At 67.8% G+C, this 19,289-nt stretch carries 17 protein-coding genes and 1 pseudogene; 8 read left to right on the top strand and 10 right to left on the bottom strand.

Annotation, left to right across the window (positions count from 1 at the left end):
* Positions 1-53: 53 nt before the first annotated feature.
* Positions 54-976 (top strand): annotated as a pseudogene (locus tag ABIB26_RS23780) (IS982 family transposase).
* A 57-nt stretch (positions 977-1,033) separates the two neighbouring features.
* On the opposite strand, the gene ABIB26_RS17395 reads toward ABIB26_RS23780, so the two are convergent.
* Positions 1,034-1,594 carry a COG4315 family predicted lipoprotein gene (locus ABIB26_RS17395; RefSeq protein ID WP_354245844.1) on the bottom strand — a complete coding sequence of 187 codons (561 nt, stop codon included), beginning with the start codon at positions 1,592-1,594 and terminating at the stop codon, positions 1,034-1,036.
* A 164-nt stretch (positions 1,595-1,758) separates the two neighbouring features.
* Between ABIB26_RS17395 and ABIB26_RS17390 the strand changes: the two genes are divergently transcribed.
* Entirely contained in the window at positions 1,759-2,259 is a 501-nt protein-coding gene (locus ABIB26_RS17390) for a sigma-70 family RNA polymerase sigma factor (protein ID WP_354245841.1), read from the top strand.
* Entirely contained in the window at positions 2,256-2,930 is a 675-nt protein-coding gene (locus ABIB26_RS17385; RefSeq protein WP_354245838.1) for an anti-sigma factor family protein, read from the top strand. The genes ABIB26_RS17390 and ABIB26_RS17385 overlap by 4 nt, the downstream gene beginning before the upstream one ends.
* Positions 2,931-2,960: 30 nt before the next feature.
* Here ABIB26_RS17385 and ABIB26_RS17380 read toward each other — a convergent pair whose 3' ends face one another.
* Together ABIB26_RS17380 and trmB are read right to left on the bottom strand one after the other, a co-directional pair.
* Positions 2,961-3,836, bottom strand: coding sequence for a DUF1206 domain-containing protein (locus tag ABIB26_RS17380; protein ID WP_354245835.1), 876 nt, complete (start codon positions 3,834-3,836; stop codon positions 2,961-2,963).
* A gap of 222 nt (positions 3,837-4,058) precedes the next feature.
* Positions 4,059-4,991 carry a tRNA (guanosine(46)-N7)-methyltransferase TrmB gene (gene trmB / locus ABIB26_RS17375; RefSeq protein WP_354245832.1) on the bottom strand — a complete coding sequence of 311 codons (933 nt, stop codon included), beginning with the start codon at positions 4,989-4,991 and terminating at the stop codon, positions 4,059-4,061.
* Between the two features lie 198 nt (positions 4,992-5,189).
* Here trmB and ABIB26_RS17370 point away from each other — a divergent pair, with 198 nt between their 5' ends.
* The gene (locus tag ABIB26_RS17370; RefSeq protein WP_354246005.1) at positions 5,190-6,416 is read left to right on the top strand and encodes an MFS transporter; all 1,227 of its coding nucleotides are present in this window, start codon (positions 5,190-5,192) and stop codon (positions 6,414-6,416) included.
* A 107-nt stretch (positions 6,417-6,523) separates the two neighbouring features.
* On the opposite strand, the gene ABIB26_RS17365 is transcribed toward ABIB26_RS17370, so the two are convergent.
* Both ABIB26_RS17365 and ABIB26_RS17360 read right to left on the bottom strand, forming a co-directional pair.
* Positions 6,524-7,810: an MFS transporter gene (locus ABIB26_RS17365; RefSeq protein WP_354245830.1), complete on the bottom strand. Its 1,287-nt coding sequence runs from the start codon at positions 7,808-7,810 to the stop codon at positions 6,524-6,526.
* 15 nt (positions 7,811-7,825) lie between these two features.
* Positions 7,826-9,100, bottom strand: a complete 1,275-nt coding sequence (locus ABIB26_RS17360; RefSeq protein ID WP_354245827.1) for a M20 metallopeptidase family protein — start codon at positions 9,098-9,100, stop codon at positions 7,826-7,828.
* A 166-nt stretch (positions 9,101-9,266) separates the two neighbouring features.
* Between ABIB26_RS17360 and ABIB26_RS17355 the strand changes: the two genes are divergently transcribed.
* On the top strand, positions 9,267-10,301 hold the full coding sequence (locus ABIB26_RS17355; RefSeq protein ID WP_354245824.1) for an Lrp/AsnC family transcriptional regulator: 1,035 nt from the start codon (positions 9,267-9,269) through the stop codon (positions 10,299-10,301).
* Here ABIB26_RS17355 and ABIB26_RS23775 read toward each other — a convergent pair.
* Positions 10,213-10,473: a hypothetical protein gene (locus tag ABIB26_RS23775; RefSeq protein WP_502913698.1), complete on the bottom strand. Its 261-nt coding sequence runs from the start codon at positions 10,471-10,473 to the stop codon at positions 10,213-10,215. The two genes, ABIB26_RS17355 and ABIB26_RS23775, sit on opposite strands and share 89 nt — an antisense overlap.
* Positions 10,474-10,669: 196 nt before the next feature.
* Between ABIB26_RS23775 and ABIB26_RS17345 the strand changes: the two genes are divergently transcribed.
* A complete protein-coding gene (locus ABIB26_RS17345) occupies positions 10,670-12,085 on the top strand; it encodes an MFS transporter (RefSeq protein WP_354245821.1) in 1,416 nt (471 codons plus the stop codon).
* On the opposite strand, the gene ABIB26_RS17340 is transcribed toward ABIB26_RS17345, so the two are convergent.
* The gene (locus ABIB26_RS17340; RefSeq protein ID WP_354245818.1) at positions 12,082-13,602 is read right to left on the bottom strand and encodes a DUF2142 domain-containing protein; all 1,521 of its coding nucleotides are present in this window, start codon (positions 13,600-13,602) and stop codon (positions 12,082-12,084) included. The genes ABIB26_RS17345 and ABIB26_RS17340 overlap by 4 nt on opposite strands.
* Positions 13,603-13,858: 256 nt before the next feature.
* Here ABIB26_RS17340 and ABIB26_RS17335 point away from each other — a divergent pair, with 256 nt between their 5' ends.
* Entirely contained in the window at positions 13,859-14,320 is a 462-nt protein-coding gene (locus ABIB26_RS17335) for a GtrA family protein (protein WP_354245815.1), read from the top strand.
* Between the two features lie 41 nt (positions 14,321-14,361).
* Here ABIB26_RS17335 and ABIB26_RS17330 read toward each other — a convergent pair whose 3' ends face one another.
* Positions 14,362-15,036: an SAM-dependent methyltransferase gene (locus tag ABIB26_RS17330; protein WP_354245812.1), complete on the bottom strand. Its 675-nt coding sequence runs from the start codon at positions 15,034-15,036 to the stop codon at positions 14,362-14,364.
* A 488-nt stretch (positions 15,037-15,524) separates the two neighbouring features.
* On the opposite strand from ABIB26_RS17330, the gene ABIB26_RS17325 reads away from it, so the two are divergent.
* Positions 15,525-17,432: a DEAD/DEAH box helicase gene (locus ABIB26_RS17325; RefSeq protein WP_354245809.1), complete on the top strand. Its 1,908-nt coding sequence runs from the start codon at positions 15,525-15,527 to the stop codon at positions 17,430-17,432.
* Between the two features lie 116 nt (positions 17,433-17,548).
* Here ABIB26_RS17325 and ABIB26_RS17320 read toward each other — a convergent pair whose 3' ends face one another.
* Together ABIB26_RS17320 and ABIB26_RS17315 are read right to left on the bottom strand one after the other, a co-directional pair.
* The gene (locus tag ABIB26_RS17320; protein WP_354245806.1) at positions 17,549-18,199 is read right to left on the bottom strand and encodes an MBL fold metallo-hydrolase; all 651 of its coding nucleotides are present in this window, start codon (positions 18,197-18,199) and stop codon (positions 17,549-17,551) included.
* A gap of 21 nt (positions 18,200-18,220) precedes the next feature.
* Positions 18,221-19,246, bottom strand: a complete 1,026-nt coding sequence (locus tag ABIB26_RS17315; RefSeq protein ID WP_354245803.1) for an aldo/keto reductase — start codon at positions 19,244-19,246, stop codon at positions 18,221-18,223.
* Between the last annotated feature and the right edge of the window lie 43 nt (positions 19,247-19,289).

Here is a 19,289-nt window from a genome sequence, read left to right as displayed (position 1 = left end):
GGAGGGTGCCCAGAATCGGTGTTATCTACCCAACGCCGAACCTGGAGGTTCACGTGGACACCGATCTGGACACCCTCGCAACAGCATTCTATGTCGCCGCCGATGACCTGCTGAAGGCGCATCCGGGACGGGTCCCGGCCCGGCCCCGGATCGGCATCAGTCCGCGAATCACGGACGCCGAAGTGATGACCCTGGCGCTGATGCAGGCGCTGCTCGGCTTTACCAGCGAAGCCCGCTGGCTGCGCCATGCCCACAAGAATCTGGCCACGATGTTCCCGTACCTGCCGGGCCAGGCCGGATACAACAAGCGCCTGCGCCGGCTCTTCCCGACCATGAACTGGCTCATCGGCGTCCTCGTCCAACAAAGCGACATCGGCTGCGACGATGTCTGGGTGGTCGACTCGACCCCGGTCGAATGCGCCAGGTCCAAGGAAACCGTCCGCCGCTCCGAGATGGCAGGGTGGGCCGAATACGGCTACTGCGCCTCCCACAGCCGGTATTTCTGGGCCTGCGCCTGCACCTGGTCTGCACCCTGCACGGGCTCCCGATCGGATACGCCCTGACCGGGGCCAAGGTCGACGAACGCCAGACGTTCCTGGACATCCTCGCCGACACCCCGGCCATGGCCAGGGTCCGTGCCGACGGGCACCGCCAGCTCCTCATCGGCGACAAGAACTACTACGGTGCCGGGTTCGAGGAGACCGTCGACCAGGCCGGGATCGAGCTGTTGCGCCCGGCCCGGAAGGGAGAAAAACCGCGGGCGGGATCCCGGTTCTTCAAACCCCTGCGGCAGATCATCGAATCGATCAACGACACCCTCAAAGGCCAGCTCGACCTCGAACACCACGGCGGACGCACCCCGGCAGGCGTCACCGCCCGGATCATCCAGCGCCTCCTGGCCATGACCGCCGCGATCTGGCACAACGACCAGACAGGACAGGCCGTCCGCCGCTCACTGACCGCCTACGACCACTGACAGCCCTTGGAATTATTCATCTAGGCAGGAGACTCTCCTCCGCGAACCCGGCAGTCTTTAGTAGCCGGCGGGTGCGGTGATCATCTCCCCGGAAGGAGCCACAAGGTTCCAGGTGCTGTTCACGCCCTGGCCCAGAATGTCCCCAGCCGCCTTGTCCTTGGCGAAGTAGTAGACAGGCATCCCGTTGATGGTCAGCTGCTTCTTGCCGTCCGGGGTCGAAATGGTTCCCAGGGTGCCGGTGACGCCTTCGACCGCCGGGGCGTCCGAGGTGGTAACGACGGGCGGCCAGTTGGTGATGCACCCGCCGGTGCAGGCGCTGGTCTCCGAATCCTTTGTGTCCTTCGTGAAGTAGTAGACGCTCATGCCTTTGCCGTCCACCACGATCGGGCCGAGCTTGGACTCGGCCACCTTGAGCTCTGCCGCCATGGCCGAGGCGGGAGCCGAACTGGCGGCCGCCGAGGTCATAGGAGCCGAGGTCGCAGGAGCCGAAGCGGCGGGAGCGCTCGTGGCCGGCGCGGCCGCCGTCGTCGGTGTTGTGGTGCCGCCACCGCCAGCACAGCCGGAAAGCAGTGCTGCGAGGGCGAAAGCGGACAAGCCAATGCTGAGGTGCTTCTTCATGTGCTGCTCCTTGACTCGTGCCGGCCAACTCAGAGTCCGGCGCTACCCCTTAGGACGCCGCCGGGTGAAGAATGGTTCACGGCGGCGGCATTGAACTTTTCCGGCGGCCCATACGTCGTACGGGGCAGAAGAGAGTAGAACCACACGAGGCCGGGAGGCATGGCATGTCGCTGGACGAAGACGTGGTGGCCGAGATTTACCGTGATCACGGGACGGCCCTGAAACGGTTTGTCCTCGGTGCCTCCCGGGATCCGCACCTGGCCGATGACGTGGTGCAGGAGACCGTGCTGCGCGTCTGGCAGCAGGCGCCGGAGATCACCGGCAGCCTGCGCAGCTACCTGTTCAGGACGGCCCGCAACATCATGATCGACAACTACCGAAAAGCCCAGCGCAGGCCCCTCGAAGCCACGGAACGCGATCTGGCTGAGCCTGTAGACGCTGCCGAACGCGTCGACGAACTCCTCAACAGGGTCCTCATGGAGGAAGCGCTGCTGCGGCTCAGCGCCGAGCACCGGGGCGTCCTGGTGGCCCTCCACTACCGCCGCTACACGGTCCAGGAGGCCTCGAAGACGTTGAATATCCCCAGCGGAACAGTGAAGTCCAGGGCGTTCTACGCCGTGCGGGCGCTGCGGACCATCCTTGACGAAATGGGGATGCAGCGGTGAACGGCACCGAAATGCATCAGCTGCTCGGCGCCTATCTGCTCGGTGGCCTGGAGCCCGCCGACGCCGCAGACTTCGAGCAGCACCTGGAATCCTGTGCTGTGTGCCGGCAGGAGCTCGACGAACTCGCAAGCCTCCCTGCTCTGCTGGATGCGGTTCCGGTGGCCGACGCCGTCGCCCTCACCGCCGCGGCAGGCCCCGGACCGGCGCGGGCTGCCGGGGTTGTTCCGGTACCCAGGCGGCTGCTCGATGAGTTGTCCACCCGCCGCCGAAAGGTACGACGCCGGTGGTCGGCAGCGGTGGCGGCCGTCGCCGCTGCCTGCCTCGCGTTAGGCGTCCTGGCCGGACCGCTGGTCAACCAGCCGGCCAAGCCGGACGCCAGCTACTCCGTCCAGGCCGGCGATGGACTGCAGTTCACCGTGGGCCTTGTCAAGAAGGCCTGGGGTACGGAGCTCGCGGTCGACGGCCGGAGCCTGCCGGTGGACGGCACCTTCTCGCTCTGGGTAAAGGACCACGACGGCGGCGAAGACCGCGCATGCGCCTGGACGGCCACACCCAGCGGCAGGGTCAAGATCACCGGCGCCACCCCCTTGCAGCTCACCAGTATCGCCAGCGTCGAGATGCGCAACTCTCAGCAGCAGACGGTGGCCGTCGTCGCCGTGCCGCTCGGCTAGCTCTCCATCCGGCCCGGCGGCTGGGCCAAGCTACATCTTGGCGAGTTTGGCGCGCACCACCATGAAGACGCCGTAACAAATGAGGCCGGCGCCCACGGCCGCCAGCATGTAGATGCCGAAGGGCTGGTCACGCAGCGCCTTCAGGCCGCCGTCGAGCCCGGTCGATTCTTCGGGACGGACCCTCACCGTGGCAATGATGATCAGCAGGCCCGCCAGCAGCAGGGCGATGCCCTTGGCGGCGTAGCCCGCGACGCCCAGTGCCTTCACCGCGGACTGCGCCTGCTGGGATGCAGGGAGCCTCAGGTGTTTCGTGAAGGACTGGCGGAAGCCCCGGATGGCATAGATGATTCCGGTGACGGCAACCGCGGCGCCGATGAAGAGCAGGAGTGCGTACCCGCCTGGGGCCTTCATCACGGTGACGGTGAGGTCGCTCGTGGAGGTGCTGTTCTCCTTGCCGGCGCCGATGGCGAAGGAAACCAGGGACACGGCGAGAGCGGCGTAGACCACGGCCTGGAGGGCGGCCTTGAGCTTCTTCCCGAGCTTCTTCTTGGCTGGCATGTGTTCAAAATCGAAGATGGCGTCGCTGGTCTGCCAGAGCGCCAGCGCAACGCAGGCCGCGAACGAGCCCCACAGCAGCAGTGGACCCGCCGGCTGGCCGGCCAGTTGCTGTACGGCACCGCTGACATCCGCCTTCCCCGTACCGCCCATGGCGAGCCGGATGGCAACGAGGCCGATCAGGAAATGCAGGATGCCGCTCACCGCAAACCCGGCCCGCGCCACTACTTCCAGCGCGCGCGAGTTGGTGGCGTCCTCGGTCGCATCGGCGACGTCTTTCAGTTCCTTTTTGATGGCACATCCCCCAACTGACTCGGTTGTTCGGCCGGACGAGGGCTCCGCCCGGGGCATGCATCTTAGCTAATCGTGCCACGCCGGCCGGTCCGGGAAAAGCATCTGCGGCTTCGGGCTCAGGCTGAATCCGGACAGCGGCCTGGGGAGCCGTGCCATTGGCGGGTTGACGCCTGCCGTTTCAGGATTGGACCGGCACCCACCGCGCCAGCATCGAACGCGCAATCACCCTGACCTGGCTCAGGCCGGCAACGCTATTTGACACCTCCGCTGTGGGGTGGCTTATCGCCGCCGGTAGCTGAGGTCGAAGATGAGCCGTCCGGCCTCATGGGCCTTGTTTTCGAAACTGGTCAGGATCCGGCCCTCGAATCTGGGAGCCCAGCCGCCGGCCTGATCGGTGCCTTCGTTGGGGCCTGTATGTTCCGTGCTGACCGGTGCGCGGCCCTCCTTGACCGGCGCCCCGCCCACGAGAGACTCGACGCCGGATTCCCAGACCTGGGTGAGGGGGCTTTCCGCACCACTGCGCTCACCTTCGTGCAGGTTCTCGAAATCGGGGGAGTCCGCCAGGACCTCGCGGACGTGGACGGCGTAGTTGGACCAGTCGGTCGCGATGCGCCAGATGCCGCCCGGTTTGAGGGCGCGCGAGGCAAGCTCGGCGAAGGCCGGCTGGATGAGGCGGCGCTTGTGGTGCCGGGACTTGTGCCACGGGTCGGGGAAGAAGACCCACAGTTCCGTCACGGAGCCTGCCGGGAGCATGGTGGCGAGGACCTCGGGCGCGTTTGCCTCCACGACGCGGACGTTGCTCAGGCCGCGGCTGTTGATCTTGATGAGTGTGTTGGCCAGGCCGGGGGTGTACACCTCGACGGCGAGGAAGTCCGTATCCGGGTTCTCCTCGGCGGCGTGGCAGACGGCGTCGCCCAGCCCCGAGCCGATCTCGACGATCAGCGGGGCGGTGCGGCCGAATTCGGCTTCGGCCTCGAACACGTAGTCCGGGTGGACGGACGTGTTGGCGATGTGGCGCGGGACCTCGACGGCCCAGCGGTCAGAATGCTCTTCCCAGGCGGACTGGCGGCGGCCCTGCAGGCGGGTGCCGCGGCGCACGAAGCTGACCGGGCGTCCGCCGTAGGTGCCAAAGGAGGCCTGGGTGCCGGGAGTCACCGGGCGGGGCGGCTGTGTTGGCTCCGGCGTCTGGGGTGTTTCTGGGGATTCACTCATCCCATCCAGAATACCGGCGCCCGACGCCGCGGCCTCCTTCCCGCGGGCGGGGTTGACGGTGCGCTCGGCAGGGGAGCTGCTCTCCGGCAGGGGCGGTGCGCTCCGGCCTGCCAGAATGGGTCCGTGACTCAGCCCAAGAACTCCCCGGACTCCCCGCCCGGCGGCAGGCCCGCACTCAGGGACCGCCGCAGCACGCTCGTGGATGCCGAGATCGACGACGTTCCCGCGGCCGCGCCCACCAGCGTCGGCAGCCGCCGCGCGCTGGTCTACCTGGGCCTGTGCCTGGTCCTGATCGGGCTGAACCTCCGCACCGTCTTCTCCAGCTTCTCTGCGGTCCTGCCCGAAGTGACGGCCGACGCCGGGCTGCCGGGCTGGGCGGTGGTGGTCCTCACCACGGTGCCGGTGACGCTGCTCGGGGTGTTCGCCCCGCTCGCCCCGGTGCTGGCGCGCCGTTTCGGCGCGGAACGCGTGCTGCTCGGTGCCATGGGGGTACTGACCGCCGGACTGCTGCTGCGGCCGTTGGACGCCGCGGGCGCCGGGCATCTGCCCGCGCTGCTGGCCGGAACGGCGGCCTGCGGCGCCGCGATTTCGCTCTGCAACGTGCTGCTCCCGGGCCTCGTGAAGCGGGACTTCCCGCACCGGCTCGGCCTGATGGGCGGCCTCTACACGACGGCGATCTGCGCCTCGGCGGCCCTCGGCGCCGGTTTCACGTACCCGGTTTTCCGCGCGACGGGGGAGTGGACGGCGGCGCTGTGGTTCTGGGCGCTGCCCGCCGGCGTCGTCCTGGTGCTGTTCCTGCCGCTGGCCGTGCGGCAGCGCCACGGCCAGCACCGGCAGGCGGCCGACGGCGTCAACGTGTGGCGCTCGGCCGTCGCCTGGCAGGTGACCATCTTCATGGTCCTGCAGGCGATGATGTCCTTCAGCGTCTTTGCCTGGCTGGCGCCGATCCTGCGCGAACGCGGGGTGGACGGAGCTACGGCCGGGCTGATCGTCTCCGCCTCGATCGTGTTGCAGATGCTCGGTTCCCTCTTCGCCCCGGCCCTGGCCGCCCGGTTCCGTGACCAGCGCGCCATCAACACCGTGGTGGCGCTGATGACCGGTGGCGGGTTCGCCCTGAGCATCTTCGGCCCGCTGGAGCTGATCTGGCTGTGGACCGGGCTGCTGGGCCTGGGCCAGGGCAGCCTGACCGCCGTCGCGCTCACCATGATCATGTTGCGCACCCGCGACGGCCACACCGCCGCCCACCTGTCCGGCATGATGCAGGGCGTCGGCTACGGGCTGGGGTCTACCGGCACCCTCCTGGTCGGCCAGCTGCACCAGTCCACCGGGTCTTTCGCCTCGGCCGGGATCCTGTTCCTCGCCGTCGGTGCCCTCGGCGCGGTGTTCGGCTACCGTGCCGGGCGGAACCGCTTCATCGGCGGCTGACCGGCCTTTCAGTCGGTCTTCCCGGCCCAAGTAGCTCGCAGTTGTTGTCGTTCTGGGCGTCCAGAACGACAACTAATGCGAGTCAGTCGGGGACCGGAAGGAGTTCCTCAGCCGCGCAGGTCCTTTCCCTTGGTCTCCGGGATGCTGAAGATGAACAGGATGCTGATGACCAGCAGGACCACGGCGTAGAGATTGAAGGCCTGGGCCATGTTGATGTCCTTGAGCCACTGCTGCAGGTACGGGGCGGTCCCGCCGAACGCGGCCACGCAGATCGAGTACGGGACGCCGACGCCGACCGTGCGGATGCTGGTCGGGAACAGTTCCGCGAACACGGCGGGAACGATCGCGGCGCTCGCGGCGATGAAGATCAGCATCACCGACATGCTGACCGCCAGCTGCCACGCCGAATCCTTGAGCAGCCAGGTCATCGGGAAGTGCAGCACAGCCGCGCCGGTGGCGCCGGCCCACAGGACTTTCTTGCGGCCGATCCGGTCCGAGAGCTTCCCCCAGAAGGGCAGGGCGGCGATGAAGACCAGGTTGCCGACCACCCCGGCCCACAGGGCTTCGCCGCGGTCGATCTTCAGCGCGGTGGTGGCGTAACTGGGGGCCACGACGCCCCAGATGTAGTAGATGACGGTGAGGCCGACGGTCAGGCCGATCACCTGGAACGCCTGCTTGCGGTGCCGGACAATCTGCGGCCAGATCGGTTCGCGCTTCTCGGCCGGGGATTCACCCTCGAAGACGCTGCTTTCGTGCATCCGGGCGCGCATGACCAGGGCGTAGAGGCCCATCGCGGCGCCGATCAGGAACGGGATCCGCCAGCCCCAGGCGTTCATCATTTCGGTGCTGAGGCTCATGTTCAGGACCGCGCCCAGCAGCGTCCCGAACAGGATGCCCACGGTGCCGGAGGTGTAGATCAGGGTCGACCAGAGCCCGCGGCGTTCCCTGGGCGCGATCTCGGACAGGTACGTCTGCGACGACGGCAGCTCACCGCCGTGCGCGAGCCCCTGGACCAGCCGGGCCACGAGGAGCAGCAGGGACGCCCAGACGCCGACGGCCGCGAAGGTGGGGGCAATGCCGATCAGCAGGCTGCCGAGCGAGGCCAGCCCGACGGCGAGGGTCATGGAGGTCTTTCGGCCCACCCGGTCGCCGATCCAGCCGAACAGGAAGCCGCCGAACGGCCGTGCCACGAAGCCGACGGCGAAGATCGCCAGGGTGGACAGCACCGCCGAGGCGGGGTCCGCCTTGCTGAAGAGCTGGCTGGCGATGAACGGCGTGAAGGTGGCGTAGATGGCCCAGTCGTACCATTCGACGGCGTTGCCGATGCCGGTGCCGACGATGGTTTTCCGGAGGGCGGTCCGGGCTTCGCGCTGCGGGTTGAGCGTGGTTGTCATTGGATCTCTCTAGGGTCAGTTGCGGATGGCGGGAGCTGCGGCTGCAGCGGCGGAGCCGGAGCCGGCGGCCAGGGCCGTGAGGCGCTGCAGGGCCAGTTCGGCGTAGAGCGCCGCGCCGTCGGCGAGGACGCCGTCGTCGAACGTGGCGTAGGGGGAGTGGTTGAACGCCGCCGTCGTGTGGTCCGCGTCCCGCGGGACGGCGCTGAGGCCGATGAAGGTGGAGGGGACCTCGTTCATGACGCGCGAGAAGTCCTCGGAGCCGCTGAGCGGGTTCGCGAAGCGGGTGTGCCGGTCCTCGCCGAAGAGTTCGTGGATGACCCGCTCGGCCGTGTGCGTCTCGTCCTCGTTGGTGACGCTCAGCGGGTATTCGCTGCGGTAGTCCACATCCACCTCCACGCCGTGCGCGGCAGCGATGCCCTTCAGCAGTGCCGGGATGGCGGTCATCATCTTCTCCCTGGCCTCTTCGGAGAAGGTGCGGACCGTTGCCTCGAACCGCGCGGTCTCGGGAATGATGTTGCGCTTGGTGCCGGCCTGCAACACCCCCACAGTAAGGACGACGGGGTCGAACATGTTGAACTGCCGGGTGATCATGACCTGCAGCGCGGTGACCATTTCGGCGGCCGCGGTCACGGGGTCCTTGGCCGTGTGCGGTGCCGAGCCGTGGCCGCCCGCCCCGAGGACAGTGACGAACAGTCCGTCGCTGGCGCTCATGATCACGCCGGGCCGGGTGCAGAACCGGCCGAATGGTTCCTGGGAGGAGAACACGTGCATGCCGTAGGCGGCGTCCACCCGGCGTCCGGACGCTTCCAGGACGCCCTCGCGGATCATGTAGCTGGCACCGTCGAAGCCCTCCTCGCCGGGCTGGAACATCAGGACGACGTCGCCGGCGAGTTTGTGCCGCCGCTCGGCCAGGAGGGTGGCGGCTCCGGTGAGCATGGCCGTGTGGAGGTCGTGGCCGCAGGCGTGCATGGCACCGTCGATCCTCGAGGTGAACGCCGCGCCGGTCTTCTCCTGGACGGGCAGGGCATCCATATCCGCGCGGAGCAGCACTGCGGGCCGGTTTGCCTGCCCCCCGGCGGCCTCCCGCCGCGGTCCCTGGCCGCGCAATACCGCGGTGACCGACGTCGTGTCCCGGCCGAGGGTGATCTCGTAAGGGAGCCCGTCGAGGGCCTTGAGCACTTTCTCCTGGGTCCGCGGGAGATCCAGGCCGATCTCCGGTTCCCGGTGCAGTTCGTGCCGGAACCGGGCGAGGTCCCCCTGTAGTTCCTTGGCGTCTGCGGCGATCGGCATCCGTCCTCCTGGTCTATGGTTGGTCCGTCCGGACACCCGGACTCTTGGTTTTCTTCCTCGCTCCATTTTGCAGTGGCGCGCCTCACATTCCACTGACTCGCTGGAATAATGCAGAAGACAGGGCAAATATTGCGTTTTCACGCAGCGGCGAAGGTTTGGAGGTGCAATGGAGCTCAGCGAGGAAGACTTGGCGCTCATCAATGCGCTGCAGATAGCTCCGCGCATGAGCTGGCAGGACGCCTCGGACGTCCTGGGCGTCCACGCCACCACACTCGCGGCCCGCTGGGAGCGACTGCGCTCAGCCGGTGCCTCCTGGGTGACGGCCCACCTGATCGGGGATCCGAAGCAGATGTGTCTGGCCTTCGTGGATATCGACTGCGAGATGCACCGACGGGCCGAGGTCACGGCCGCGCTCGCCGCCCTTCCCGAGGTGGTGACCGTCGAGGAGGCCGCGAGCAACCGCGACCTGATGCTGACCGTGATCACGCCCTCCCTGGAGGAGTTCAGCGCCGACGTCGTGGCCCGGTTCAAGGACATCAATGGGCTGCTGAAGTACCAGACCGCGCTCTGCACCCGGCTGCACAGCGGCGGCGACGCCTGGCGGCTCAACGTCCTGGATCGCTCCCAGCAGGCGGCGCTTCGTGCGCTGGCGGGTCCGGAAGCCGCGGGGCTGCTGCCGGCGAAAACCGTCGGTCCGCCGCTGCCCGCCAGCCATCTCGCCCTGCTGCCTTTCCTGTCCCGGGACGGGCGTTCGACGTCGGCCGAAATCGCCCGCGCCCTGGGCCGGCACCCCGCCACGGTGCAGCGCCAGCTGAACCGGGTCCTGGCCAGCGGAATGCTGTCCTTCCGGTGCGAGGTGGCGCAGAAGTATTCGGGCTTTCCGGTCACATGCCAGTGGTTCGCCAACGTCCCGGCGGGCCAGCACGAGGCCGCCGCGACGCAGCTCCGCGGCCTGCGCAACGTCCGGTTGAGCGCCTCCACCACGGGCCGGACGAATTTCGTGATCATCATGTGGCTGCATTCGCTGGCGGAGGTGATGAATGCCGAACTGGCGCTGCGGCAGCGGGTGCCGGGCATCGAGCTGGCCGAGAGCGTCGTGATGCTCAGCACCGTCAAACGGGTGGGCTGGATGCTGAACCCGGACTCGACGGCCAGTGGCGCCGTCGTCGTCCCCGCCCTTGGCCTCGACGCGCAGGGTTAGCCCAACTGGCTGGCAATAGTTGTCGTTCCGCGCGCCCAGAACGACAACTATTGCCAGCTACTTGGGAGTGGGCTCCCAGCGTTAGGGGCCGGGACCGCCGCTGGTTGCCGGAGTTGCGGGTGGAGGAGATCAGCCCGTTTCGTTCGTAGAAATGCAGGGCCGACGGCGCCACACCGGCTGCGCTCGGACACCTCGCCGATACTCACCACGTGGTGCGCGCCGCCCGCCAGCTGTGGCATGCTTCCCCTTTAGCCTCCACCCAAGCTTCGCCGAAAACTCCCCGGCGAAACCGCAGGAGGACGGGCCGTGACCTGAACTTTCGTTGAGGTCCTACGGTTGCGTCCACGACTATCGATCAGGCCACGCCCTTGCCCCGTACCGCCCCCGCCCCGGCCCCGGAATCGGCCGGCATCTTCCACCGCAGCTACCTGCTGGTGACCCTAGGCGCCTGCGCCCTGGTGTTCCTGGCCGCCTTCGAGTCCATGGCGGTCACCACCATCATGCCGGTCGTCAGCCGCGAGCTGGACGGCGCCGGGCTCTACGCACTGGCGTTCGCCGGTCCTCTCGCCACCGGGGTCATCGGTATGGTGGCTGCCGGCAACTGGTCCGACCGGCGGGGTCCGGTCGGACCCCTGTACGCCTCCGTGGCCCTGTTCGTGCTGGGCCTCCTGATCGCCGGAACGGCCGGGAGCATGGCCGCCCTGGTGGCCGGCCGGCTGGTGCAGGGCCTCGGCGGCGGCGCCATGACGGTGGCCCTCTACGTCGTGGTGGCCCGGATCTATCCGCCGGTATTGCACCCGAAGATCTTCGCCGCGTTTGCCGCCGCCTGGGTGATCCCCTCCCTCGTGGGCCCCTTCGCCGCCGGACTCGTGGCCCAGCTCGCCAGCTGGCACTGGGTCTTCCTCGGCGTCGTGGGCCTGGTGGTGCCGGCGCTGCTCATGATCGTTCCGGCCCTGCGCGGACTGCACGGCACCCCCGCGGGCGAGTCGGCCGAGGGCAAGCCGGCGTCCAAGCCGGGCTGGGCGCCGTGGGGCTATGGGCGGCTGGCCTGGGCAGCCTTGGCCGCGCTCGCCGTGCTGGGCTTGAACCTGTCCGCCGAGGTCCCGGTCGCCGGCGGCGTGCTCGCGGCAGCCGCCGTCGCCGTGGCGCTCGTCGCCGTCCGACCCCTCGTGCCCCGCGGCACGCTCACGGCCCGCCGCGGGCTCCCCAGCGTGATCCTCACCCGCGGGCTGGCCTCGGCGGCGTTCTTCGGCGCCGAGGTGTACCTGCCCTACCTGCTGGTCGAACGCTACGTCTTCGCACCGACCTTTGCCGGCCTCACCCTCACCGGCGGGGCCCTCGCATGGGCCGCGGCGTCCGCCATCCAGGGCCGGCTCGGACCCCGTCTGGACCACCGGCGCGCGGTCCGGATCGGTGCGGGGCTGGTGCTCGGCGCCGTCGTCCTGGCTCTGGTGACCACCGTGCTCGGCTGGCCGGCCGCCGTCGCGATCACGGGGTGGCTGTTTGCCGGCGGGGGCATGGGGCTGATGTACCCGCGGCTGAGCGTGATGACCCTGGCCCTGTCGACCAAGGACACCGAAGGGTTCAACAGCTCGGCCATGTCGATTTCCGATTCCCTCGGCGGCGCGCTGGCACTCGCCACCACGGGAATCGTCTTTGCCGCATTCACGACGACGGCGGCCTCCTTTGCCGGGGTCTTCGCGCTGACCGCTGCCATCGGCGTTGCCGCCGTTGTGGTCGCCCCGCGCGTGGCCGCGCCTGCCGCCGGCAGATCAGCGTCCTAGGCGTGGGCTCCGGATTCCTCCGGGAGCATCCCGGCAGGCCTTGAGACCCAATGATGCAGGAGCACGGCAGCCACCAGCAGTACGGCCAGGTAAGCCACCGTGAGGGTAATCCATCCCAGAGGTGGCTCCCACCGGGGTGCGGTGACCATGTCACTCCAATTGGATCGGTCTTCCAGCCCGATGACATAGCGGCGCATCCCGTTTATGAAGGCGTAGAAGTGGCCGAACACCATTACCGTGAGCAGCACGGCGCTGGCGCGGCGCGCAGAATCGGCCTGGCCAACGGTTAAGGACCGTACGGCTATGCCGCTTGCCGCAATAAGCACCACAACCAGCGCCAGGATGTAGCGCCCCTGCCAGATGATGCCGACGTCCTTCGCCAGGGGAATCTGAAGGATCGGGGGGAGGACGACGACCGCTGTCAGGAGAAAGCCCACTGCGAGCCGCCCGGGCCTGTTGCCAATGGACAAGGCTGCACACACCGCACCGATGATCAGGGCAGCCCAGACGGCGAGCACCCCCGTCGGGCCCAGGGTGTCGAGCCAGCCCAGATAGGAAACATAGCCCGTTGCGAAGTCGAACGTCCGATCGAGCATGACCGCCACGATCTGCACCGGAGGGTCGTCAGAGCCATTCCCTACTAGGTTCTGAAGGCTGTTGGCGTACCTCAGCCAGATCAGCGACAGTGCGCAGCCCACTGCAACTACAGCTGCCATGGCCCAGACAAACCGGTGCCGCAACACGGAGACCATGGGCCGGTAACCGAACATCAACAAGGAAGCCGCCACCCCCAACGCCAGCCATAACAGTGACGCGGCGCGGGTGTTGGCCAGCACCACAGCGGATAATGCGGCAAGCGCCAGGGGAACCTTCCAGGAAGACCTGGATTCGACTCGTTCCCAGGTCAGGGAGAGCGCGCAGAACATGGCCATGGAGGCTGCGACTTCGAGGGAATTGGGATTCACGGCCCCGGAGAGAAACAGGACCATTGGAGTTATTGCGAATGTTCCGACGAACAGCGGAGCCCTCCACTGGCGCAGGCCACTCAGGGAAAACAGGGCCACGGCAATGAAGGCGGCAGTGAACAGGCCGCTGACAATTCTCATCGCATAGACGGCTTCGTCGCCGGACATGAAGAGGCTGGGGATGCCCGCCACCGCGTAGTACATGGGGTTGTAGCTGCCGGCACTCGTGAGGGCGCGAACCATTGTGGTGTCGGACGGGAGGCTGGGGCTGCAATCTGCCGTTAGCAGAGCGTTGCCTGCATAACAGGTCTGGAGCTTGTCCGTGGATGCAATGTACTGGGGAACCAGTACCTGTGTCCGTTCGCCTTGAGCCACCCCGGATTCGCCCTGAAGCTGCCCGCGCACCACGGCTGCTGCCTTAATGACGTGGGCTTGTTCGTCCGGGACGGAGATCAGCGGGCTGGCCAAGGACCAAAGAGTCGTCAACAGGCCAGCCAGGGCAAACAGGGCGAGGAAGCGCAGGAGCCCCCGGGACTCTTTTCCTGATTTCACTGGGGGTTGGCATCTCTCTGTTTCGATGGCGGTTCAGTTCCTAACCCTACTTGGTCTTTCTTGCCGAACGGCGGGCATAGTCCGGCCGCGCTTGGATGCTGGATATGGACAAGGGGGTGCCTGGCATAGACTCTTTTGGTGTCCTGAATGACGGAACGTCGGGCAATTCAACCACACGGGCGGTAGTCAGATCATGCGGGAATCTTCCACGAGGCTCCGGAGGCGTGTCCAGGCTTCAGTGCGCAACGGACACCTGGTGAAGTTCCTTGTGGTGGGAGTGGCTTCCTTCGCAATCGACCTCGGTTTGCTTGCACTGATGCACCAAGTGGGCGGGGTTGATCTGTGGATCGCCACGCCAATCGCGTTCCTGGCCAGTCTCGTGTTCAATTTCTTCATCCAGCGTAAGTTCACTTTCCAGTCGAACTCGCGGGCCCAGCTGAGCTTTCTGAAGTATGGGACCCTGGTGGTTTTCAACCTCGTGGCCACAGACCTGGTGGTCAATCTCATTGCAGCTTCCGGACACTCCTACGCCATCGGCAAGGTGGCCGCGACGGTCGCAACCACTTCATGGAATTTTCTCCTCTACAAGCACTGGATTTTCAAGCCAGCGAACGCGGGCGCCGGACATGTGGACCTGACGCCCACCGGCATCCTCGGACCAGTTCCATCCCCTGAGGATCAGGACTCGCCTCCCGATCAGGGCGCGCCTCCCGAATAGATTGCCCGCCACCCGCGATGGCCGGGACCGGGAATCGGAGCTCAGCGGGCGGCGAGCCGGGTGGCGCGCAGCACGGCGTCTATGAGCCCGGCAGCCTCGCCGTCCGGGCCCGTCGCACTGCGGCGCCGGCTCTCCACGACGTCGACGTGCCACTCGGGAGCCTCGATCCCCAGTTCCCGTGCCACCTCCTCGGCGGTGAAGTACTTCTCGATTGAGTGGTGATTTCCTGGGTGGTGATTTCCCCACGGCGGCAGTCCCTCGGGGTGATGGCCGACCACGAGCAAGGTGCCGCCCGTCCGCACCGCAGCGGCGGCCAGCTGCAGCGCCTGTTGCCACGGCATCAGCGTCGAGTGCAGGAACTGGGCGGTGACCAGCTCATACACCGGTTCCGGCACCCACGTGGCAAGATCCTGCCGCACCCACTCGATCCTTCCCGCGTGACCCGTCTCCCGGGCATGGGCAGCGGCCCGTTCAAGCGCGACGGCGGAGACATCCAGTGCGGTCACGGTCCAGCCCCGGCTGGCGAGCCAGATGGCGTCGGCGCCCTCGCCGCAACCCAGGTCCAAGGCGCGGCCCGGCGGCAGCTCGGACGCCTCGACCAGCAGTTGCGGATTCGGCCGTCCACTCCACACCTTGGCGCGGCTGCTGTATCTCTCGTCCCACAGCTGCGCCGCTGTGCCTTCGTCCGTGCCGCCGTCGTGCTGGTGCCCCGTCATGGTTCTCCTCCTGGTCGCTTCCCACATGATGGCAGTCCGGCCCGGGTTAGGGGAACAGGGAATCACCGTGCGGAAAGGCTGCCGAAAACGTTCCGGGTGCAGGCTCCAGTCGGAGCCGTTTCGGGGGGCCCGGCGGCCGGAAGCGGGCCCAGCCCCGCCCGGATGATAGACTGATGGAACTTGATGTGCAGTGATGCCCACTTTAGATTCGGTTGATCAGGTTTTGATCAGTTTTGATTGACCGGTTCCGGTTCATCAACCGGTTCCCCTGCTGGATTCCTCCCGGAGTCCCTACGCAGGAAGTGGGTTTTTTCATGTGAGAGGCACATCCTGCGTCGATGAACGCGTTCTATTTGGTCCCGGCCGCCACTGCCGCAAGGTTGGCAGCGGCCCGGTTGATCACCTGACTTTTCTTCGGCGAACCCCTGGGCCAACCGGCACCGGGGGCCGATATCCGCATGGATACCGCCTGAAAGACCTTTGACTCTATGACTACTTTTGCTGCCCTCGGCACGCCCAAGGCACTCGCCGACACCCTGACTGCACAGGGAATCCTGGAACCGTTCCCCATCCAGGTCAAGACCCTCCCGGACACCCTGGCCGGACGCGACGTCCTGGGCCGCGGCCGCACCGGCTCCGGCAAGACCATCGCTTTCGCCATCCCGCTTGTGGCACGACTCGCCGAGCGGGAAGCCAAGCACTTCCGCAAGCCCGGCCGCCCGATGGGCCTGGTCCTTGCCCCCACCCGCGAACTTGCCACCCAGATCAACGCGACCATCGAGCCGATGGCCAAGGCCATGGGCCTGACCACCACCGTGATCTACGGCGGCATCTCCCAGGCCCGCCAGGAAAAGGCCCTGCGCGCCGGCGTCGACATCGTCATCGCCTGCCCGGGCCGCCTGGAGGACCTGATCCGCCAACGCATCCTGACCCTCGAGGCCGTCGAGATCACCGTGCTGGATGAGGCCGACCACATGGCGGACCTCGGCTTCCTGCCGGTGGTCAAGAAGCTCATGGACATGACCCCCAGCCAGGGCCAGCGCCTGCTGTTCTCCGCCACGCTGGACAACGGCGTGGACAAGATTGTCCAGCGCTACCTGTCCAACCCGCTGACCCACTCCGTGGACGATCCGCAGGCCGCGGTGACCACCATGGAACACCACGTGCTCGTCGTCAACGACCAGACCGTCAAGAAGCAGCTGATCGTCGAGCTCGCCTCGGGTGCCGGCCGCCGGATGCTGTTCATGCGCACCAAGCACCACGCCCGCAAGCTGGCCAAGACCCTGACCGACGCCGGCATCCCCGCCGTCGATCTGCACGGCAACCTCTCGCAGAACGCCCGTGACCGGAACCTGGCCGAGTTCTCCTCCGGTGAGGTCCGCGTCCTGGTGGCCACCGACGTCGCAGCCCGCGGCGTCCACGTCGACGACGTCGAACTGGTCATCCACGTGGATCCGCCCACGGAGCACAAGGCATACCTGCACCGCTCGGGCCGTACCGCCCGCGCCGGCTCCGACGGCACCGTGGTCACGCTGACCCTGCCCGAGCAGCAGTCGGACGTCAAGAAGCTCATGAAGGCTGCCGGCGTCGAGGTCAACTTCGAGCGCGTCACCGCCAACTCCCCGCTGGTCGCCCAGCTGGTTGGCGAAATGGCCGACAAGATCGATCCCCGCACCCGCGCCGCACTGCTGGCCGCCAAGTCCAACCAGGGCGGCGGCAGCTCCACCGGTGCCAACGCCGAGCGCAAGCGCGCCCGCCGCACCACCCAGGCTGCACCCACCGCGGGTGGCCGCGGTGGACGTGGCGGACGGGGACGGGTCGGAACCGAGGCTCCCCGCACCGATCTTCCCCGTGCCGAGCGCCGTGCCGTGGCCTACGAAGGCCAGGCTGCCGCGCGCAACGCTGCTGAGCGTGTCATCGAGAAGAACGAGGACCGCGTGGATGCCGAGCGCGCCGAGCGCCGCAACACCCGCGGCCGCTCAACGTCCTATGGCACTCACCGCAACGATGTACCGGCGGCAGGCGGCCGCGCCTCGGCGGGCCGCGGCTCGGACGGACGCGCCGCAGAAGGACGCAGCGACGCCCGGGGCGCTTCGGCTCCCCGCAGCGGCGCACCGCGAAGCGGCGCACCCCGCACGGGTGCTTCGACTGGAGGCCAGCGCGGCGGACGTCCGGCAACGGGCCAGCGTGCAGCCGCCGGCGCCCCCGCTGGAAGCAAGACCGGAGCAAGCAAGGCCGGAGCCAACGCGGCTGTCTGGTCATCCAACACCGGCGGCACCTCCGGGGGCTCTTACGCAGGCGGCGGCAACGGCCGCTCCGGCGAAGGCCGTCCGGCACGCAGCGGCGGCCCCCGCCGCGCGTCCGCACCGGCGTCGAACGAACGCCGCAGCCGCTAACGGTTTCGGTTTCCGCGACACAAACTAGCTGGCGATACGCAAAATGCCGGTCGCTACGGGAATTCCCGTAGCGGCCGGCATTAGGCGCAGCGCAAATCTAGAAGCGCAGCGCAAAGCTACCAGCCGCGGGCGCGCCACTCGGACAGGTGCGGGCGTTCCGCTCCCAGGGTGGTCGGCTTGCCGTGGCCCGGATGCACCACGGTGTCATCCGGATAAACGTCGAACAGCCGCTCGGCCACATCGGCGATCAGCTGGTTGAACCGCTCAGGATCCTTCTGCGTGTTGCCCACTCCTCCCGGGAACAGCGAGTCGCCGGAAAAGATGTGGGCCGGGCCCTCCGGGTCCTGGTACACGAGGGCGATCGACCCCGGGGTATGGCCGCGCAGGTGCACTGCCGTCACGTCGAATCCGTCGAAGTTGCTGACGTCCCCGTGCTCCAGCAGGACATCCACCGGCACCGGCAGCTCCGGGGCATCGTCCGTCCCGGCCGCCGTTTTCACACCGGTGGCTTCCACCAGGCCCGGCAGCGCCCGGACGTGGTCCCAGTGCTGGTGCGTGGTGGCAATCAGCGCCAGCTTCGGCGTCGCGGAAGTATCCGCGGCGGCATCGGCGAGCAGCCCCTGGATGGCGGCCAGATCATCGGCCGCATCGATCAGGAGCTGCGCGCCGGATGCCTTGCTGGTGAGCAGATACACGTTGTTGTCCATCTCGCCGACCGAAATCCGGCGGATGGTGATGTCACGTAAAGAGTGAATGAGCGAGTCCATGGGCAACAGTCTACGGAGGCGCTATTCACGGCCCTCGGACACCCAGTTGGGGTCCGCGGAGCGGGAGCCGACGACGGCGTCCGCAGCGGCGTCGAGCTTCTCGAGTTGCGCTGCGGTGAAGTCCAGGGCCAGGGCGCCCAGGTTTTCGTCGATCCGGTCCGCCTTGCGCGTGCCGGGGATGGGGACCACGGGAAGGCCCAGCTTGCGGCCCTGCGCGAGGAGCCACGCCAGGGCCACCTGGGCCGGTGTTGCACTGCGCCCGGCGACGGTGAGCTCTGCGGCGACAGCCCGCACGGCGGCCACCACGGCCTGGTTGGCGTCGGCGGCGTCCGCGGCGAAGCGCGGGATGTTGCGGCGGAAGTCGTTGCTGCCCAGCGTTGAGGCGTCCACGGTGCCGGTGAGGAATCCCCGGCCCAGCGGCGAATAGGGCACAAAGCCCACCCCGAGTTCGGCCGCGGCGGGAACAACGTTGCGTTCCACATCGCGGCTCCAGATGGACCACTCGCTCTGGACCGCGGCGATCGGGTGGATGCTGCTGGCAACACGCAGCTCCTCGGCCGTCACCTCGGACAGGCCAAGATGCCGCACCTTGCCGGCCTGCACCAGCCCCGCCATGGCCTCCACGGTTTCCACTATCGGAACGCGGAGGTCACGGCGGTGCATGTAGTACAGGTCGATCGAGTCGGTGCCCAGCCGTTGCAGGCTGTGGTCCACGGCCTGCCGCACGTAGGCGCCGTCGCCCCGGATGTCCGTGTATCCGGCCGACGGTGTGCCCACGAGGCCGAACTTGGTGGCCAGCTGGACTTCGCCGCGGCGTTCCTTGAGCAGCTGGGCAATCAGCTCCTCGTTGCTGCCGCCGCCGTAGATGTCCGCCGTGTCGATGAAGCTGACGCCGGCATCCACCGCGTGGTGCAGGGTCCGCAGGGCCTCGGCCGGGTCCACCTCCCCGTACACCGGGGTCAGGGCCATGCCGCCGAATCCGAGGGGGGTGACTCTGAGTCCGTCGCCGAGCTGGACTGATGCTGCCGCGTTCATCTGGATCTCCATTCGCTGTTTCTACCCCCAACCCCGGCGCGTTCCGGCGTATTCC

It is taken from the genome of Arthrobacter sp. UYEF20 (genome assembly GCF_040546335.1).
GTDB lineage: Bacteria > Actinomycetota > Actinomycetes > Actinomycetales > Micrococcaceae > Arthrobacter.
The sequence above is the reverse complement of the archived record's forward strand: the minus strand, read 5'-3'. Positions and strand labels throughout refer to the sequence as shown.

Excerpts from the sequence above, each read along its gene's own strand:
- ABIB26_RS17355 (WP_354245824.1), top strand. The coding sequence starts at position 9,267 with ATGGAGCTCAGCGAGGAAGACTTGGCGCTCATCAATGCGCTGCAGATA.
- ABIB26_RS17365 (WP_354245830.1), bottom strand. The coding sequence starts at position 7,810 with ATGACAACCACGCTCAACCCGCAGCGCGAAGCCCGGACCGCCCTCCGG.
- ABIB26_RS17320 (WP_354245806.1), bottom strand. The coding sequence starts at position 18,199 with ATGGACTCGCTCATTCACTCTTTACGTGACATCACCATCCGCCGGATT.
- ABIB26_RS17360 (WP_354245827.1), bottom strand. The coding sequence starts at position 9,100 with ATGCCGATCGCCGCAGACGCCAAGGAACTACAGGGGGACCTCGCCCGG.
- ABIB26_RS17395 (WP_354245844.1), bottom strand. The coding sequence starts at position 1,594 with ATGAAGAAGCACCTCAGCATTGGCTTGTCCGCTTTCGCCCTCGCAGCA.
- ABIB26_RS17330 (WP_354245812.1), bottom strand. The coding sequence starts at position 15,036 with ATGACGGGGCACCAGCACGACGGCGGCACGGACGAAGGCACAGCGGCG.
- ABIB26_RS17325 (WP_354245809.1), top strand. The coding sequence starts at position 15,525 with ATGACTACTTTTGCTGCCCTCGGCACGCCCAAGGCACTCGCCGACACC.
- trmB (WP_354245832.1), bottom strand. The coding sequence starts at position 4,991 with ATGAGTGAATCCCCAGAAACACCCCAGACGCCGGAGCCAACACAGCCG.
- ABIB26_RS17390 (WP_354245841.1), top strand. The coding sequence starts at position 1,759 with ATGTCGCTGGACGAAGACGTGGTGGCCGAGATTTACCGTGATCACGGG.
- ABIB26_RS17315 (WP_354245803.1), bottom strand. The coding sequence starts at position 19,246 with ATGGAGATCCAGATGAACGCGGCAGCATCAGTCCAGCTCGGCGACGGA.
- ABIB26_RS17380 (WP_354245835.1), bottom strand. The coding sequence starts at position 3,836 with ATGCCCCGGGCGGAGCCCTCGTCCGGCCGAACAACCGAGTCAGTTGGG.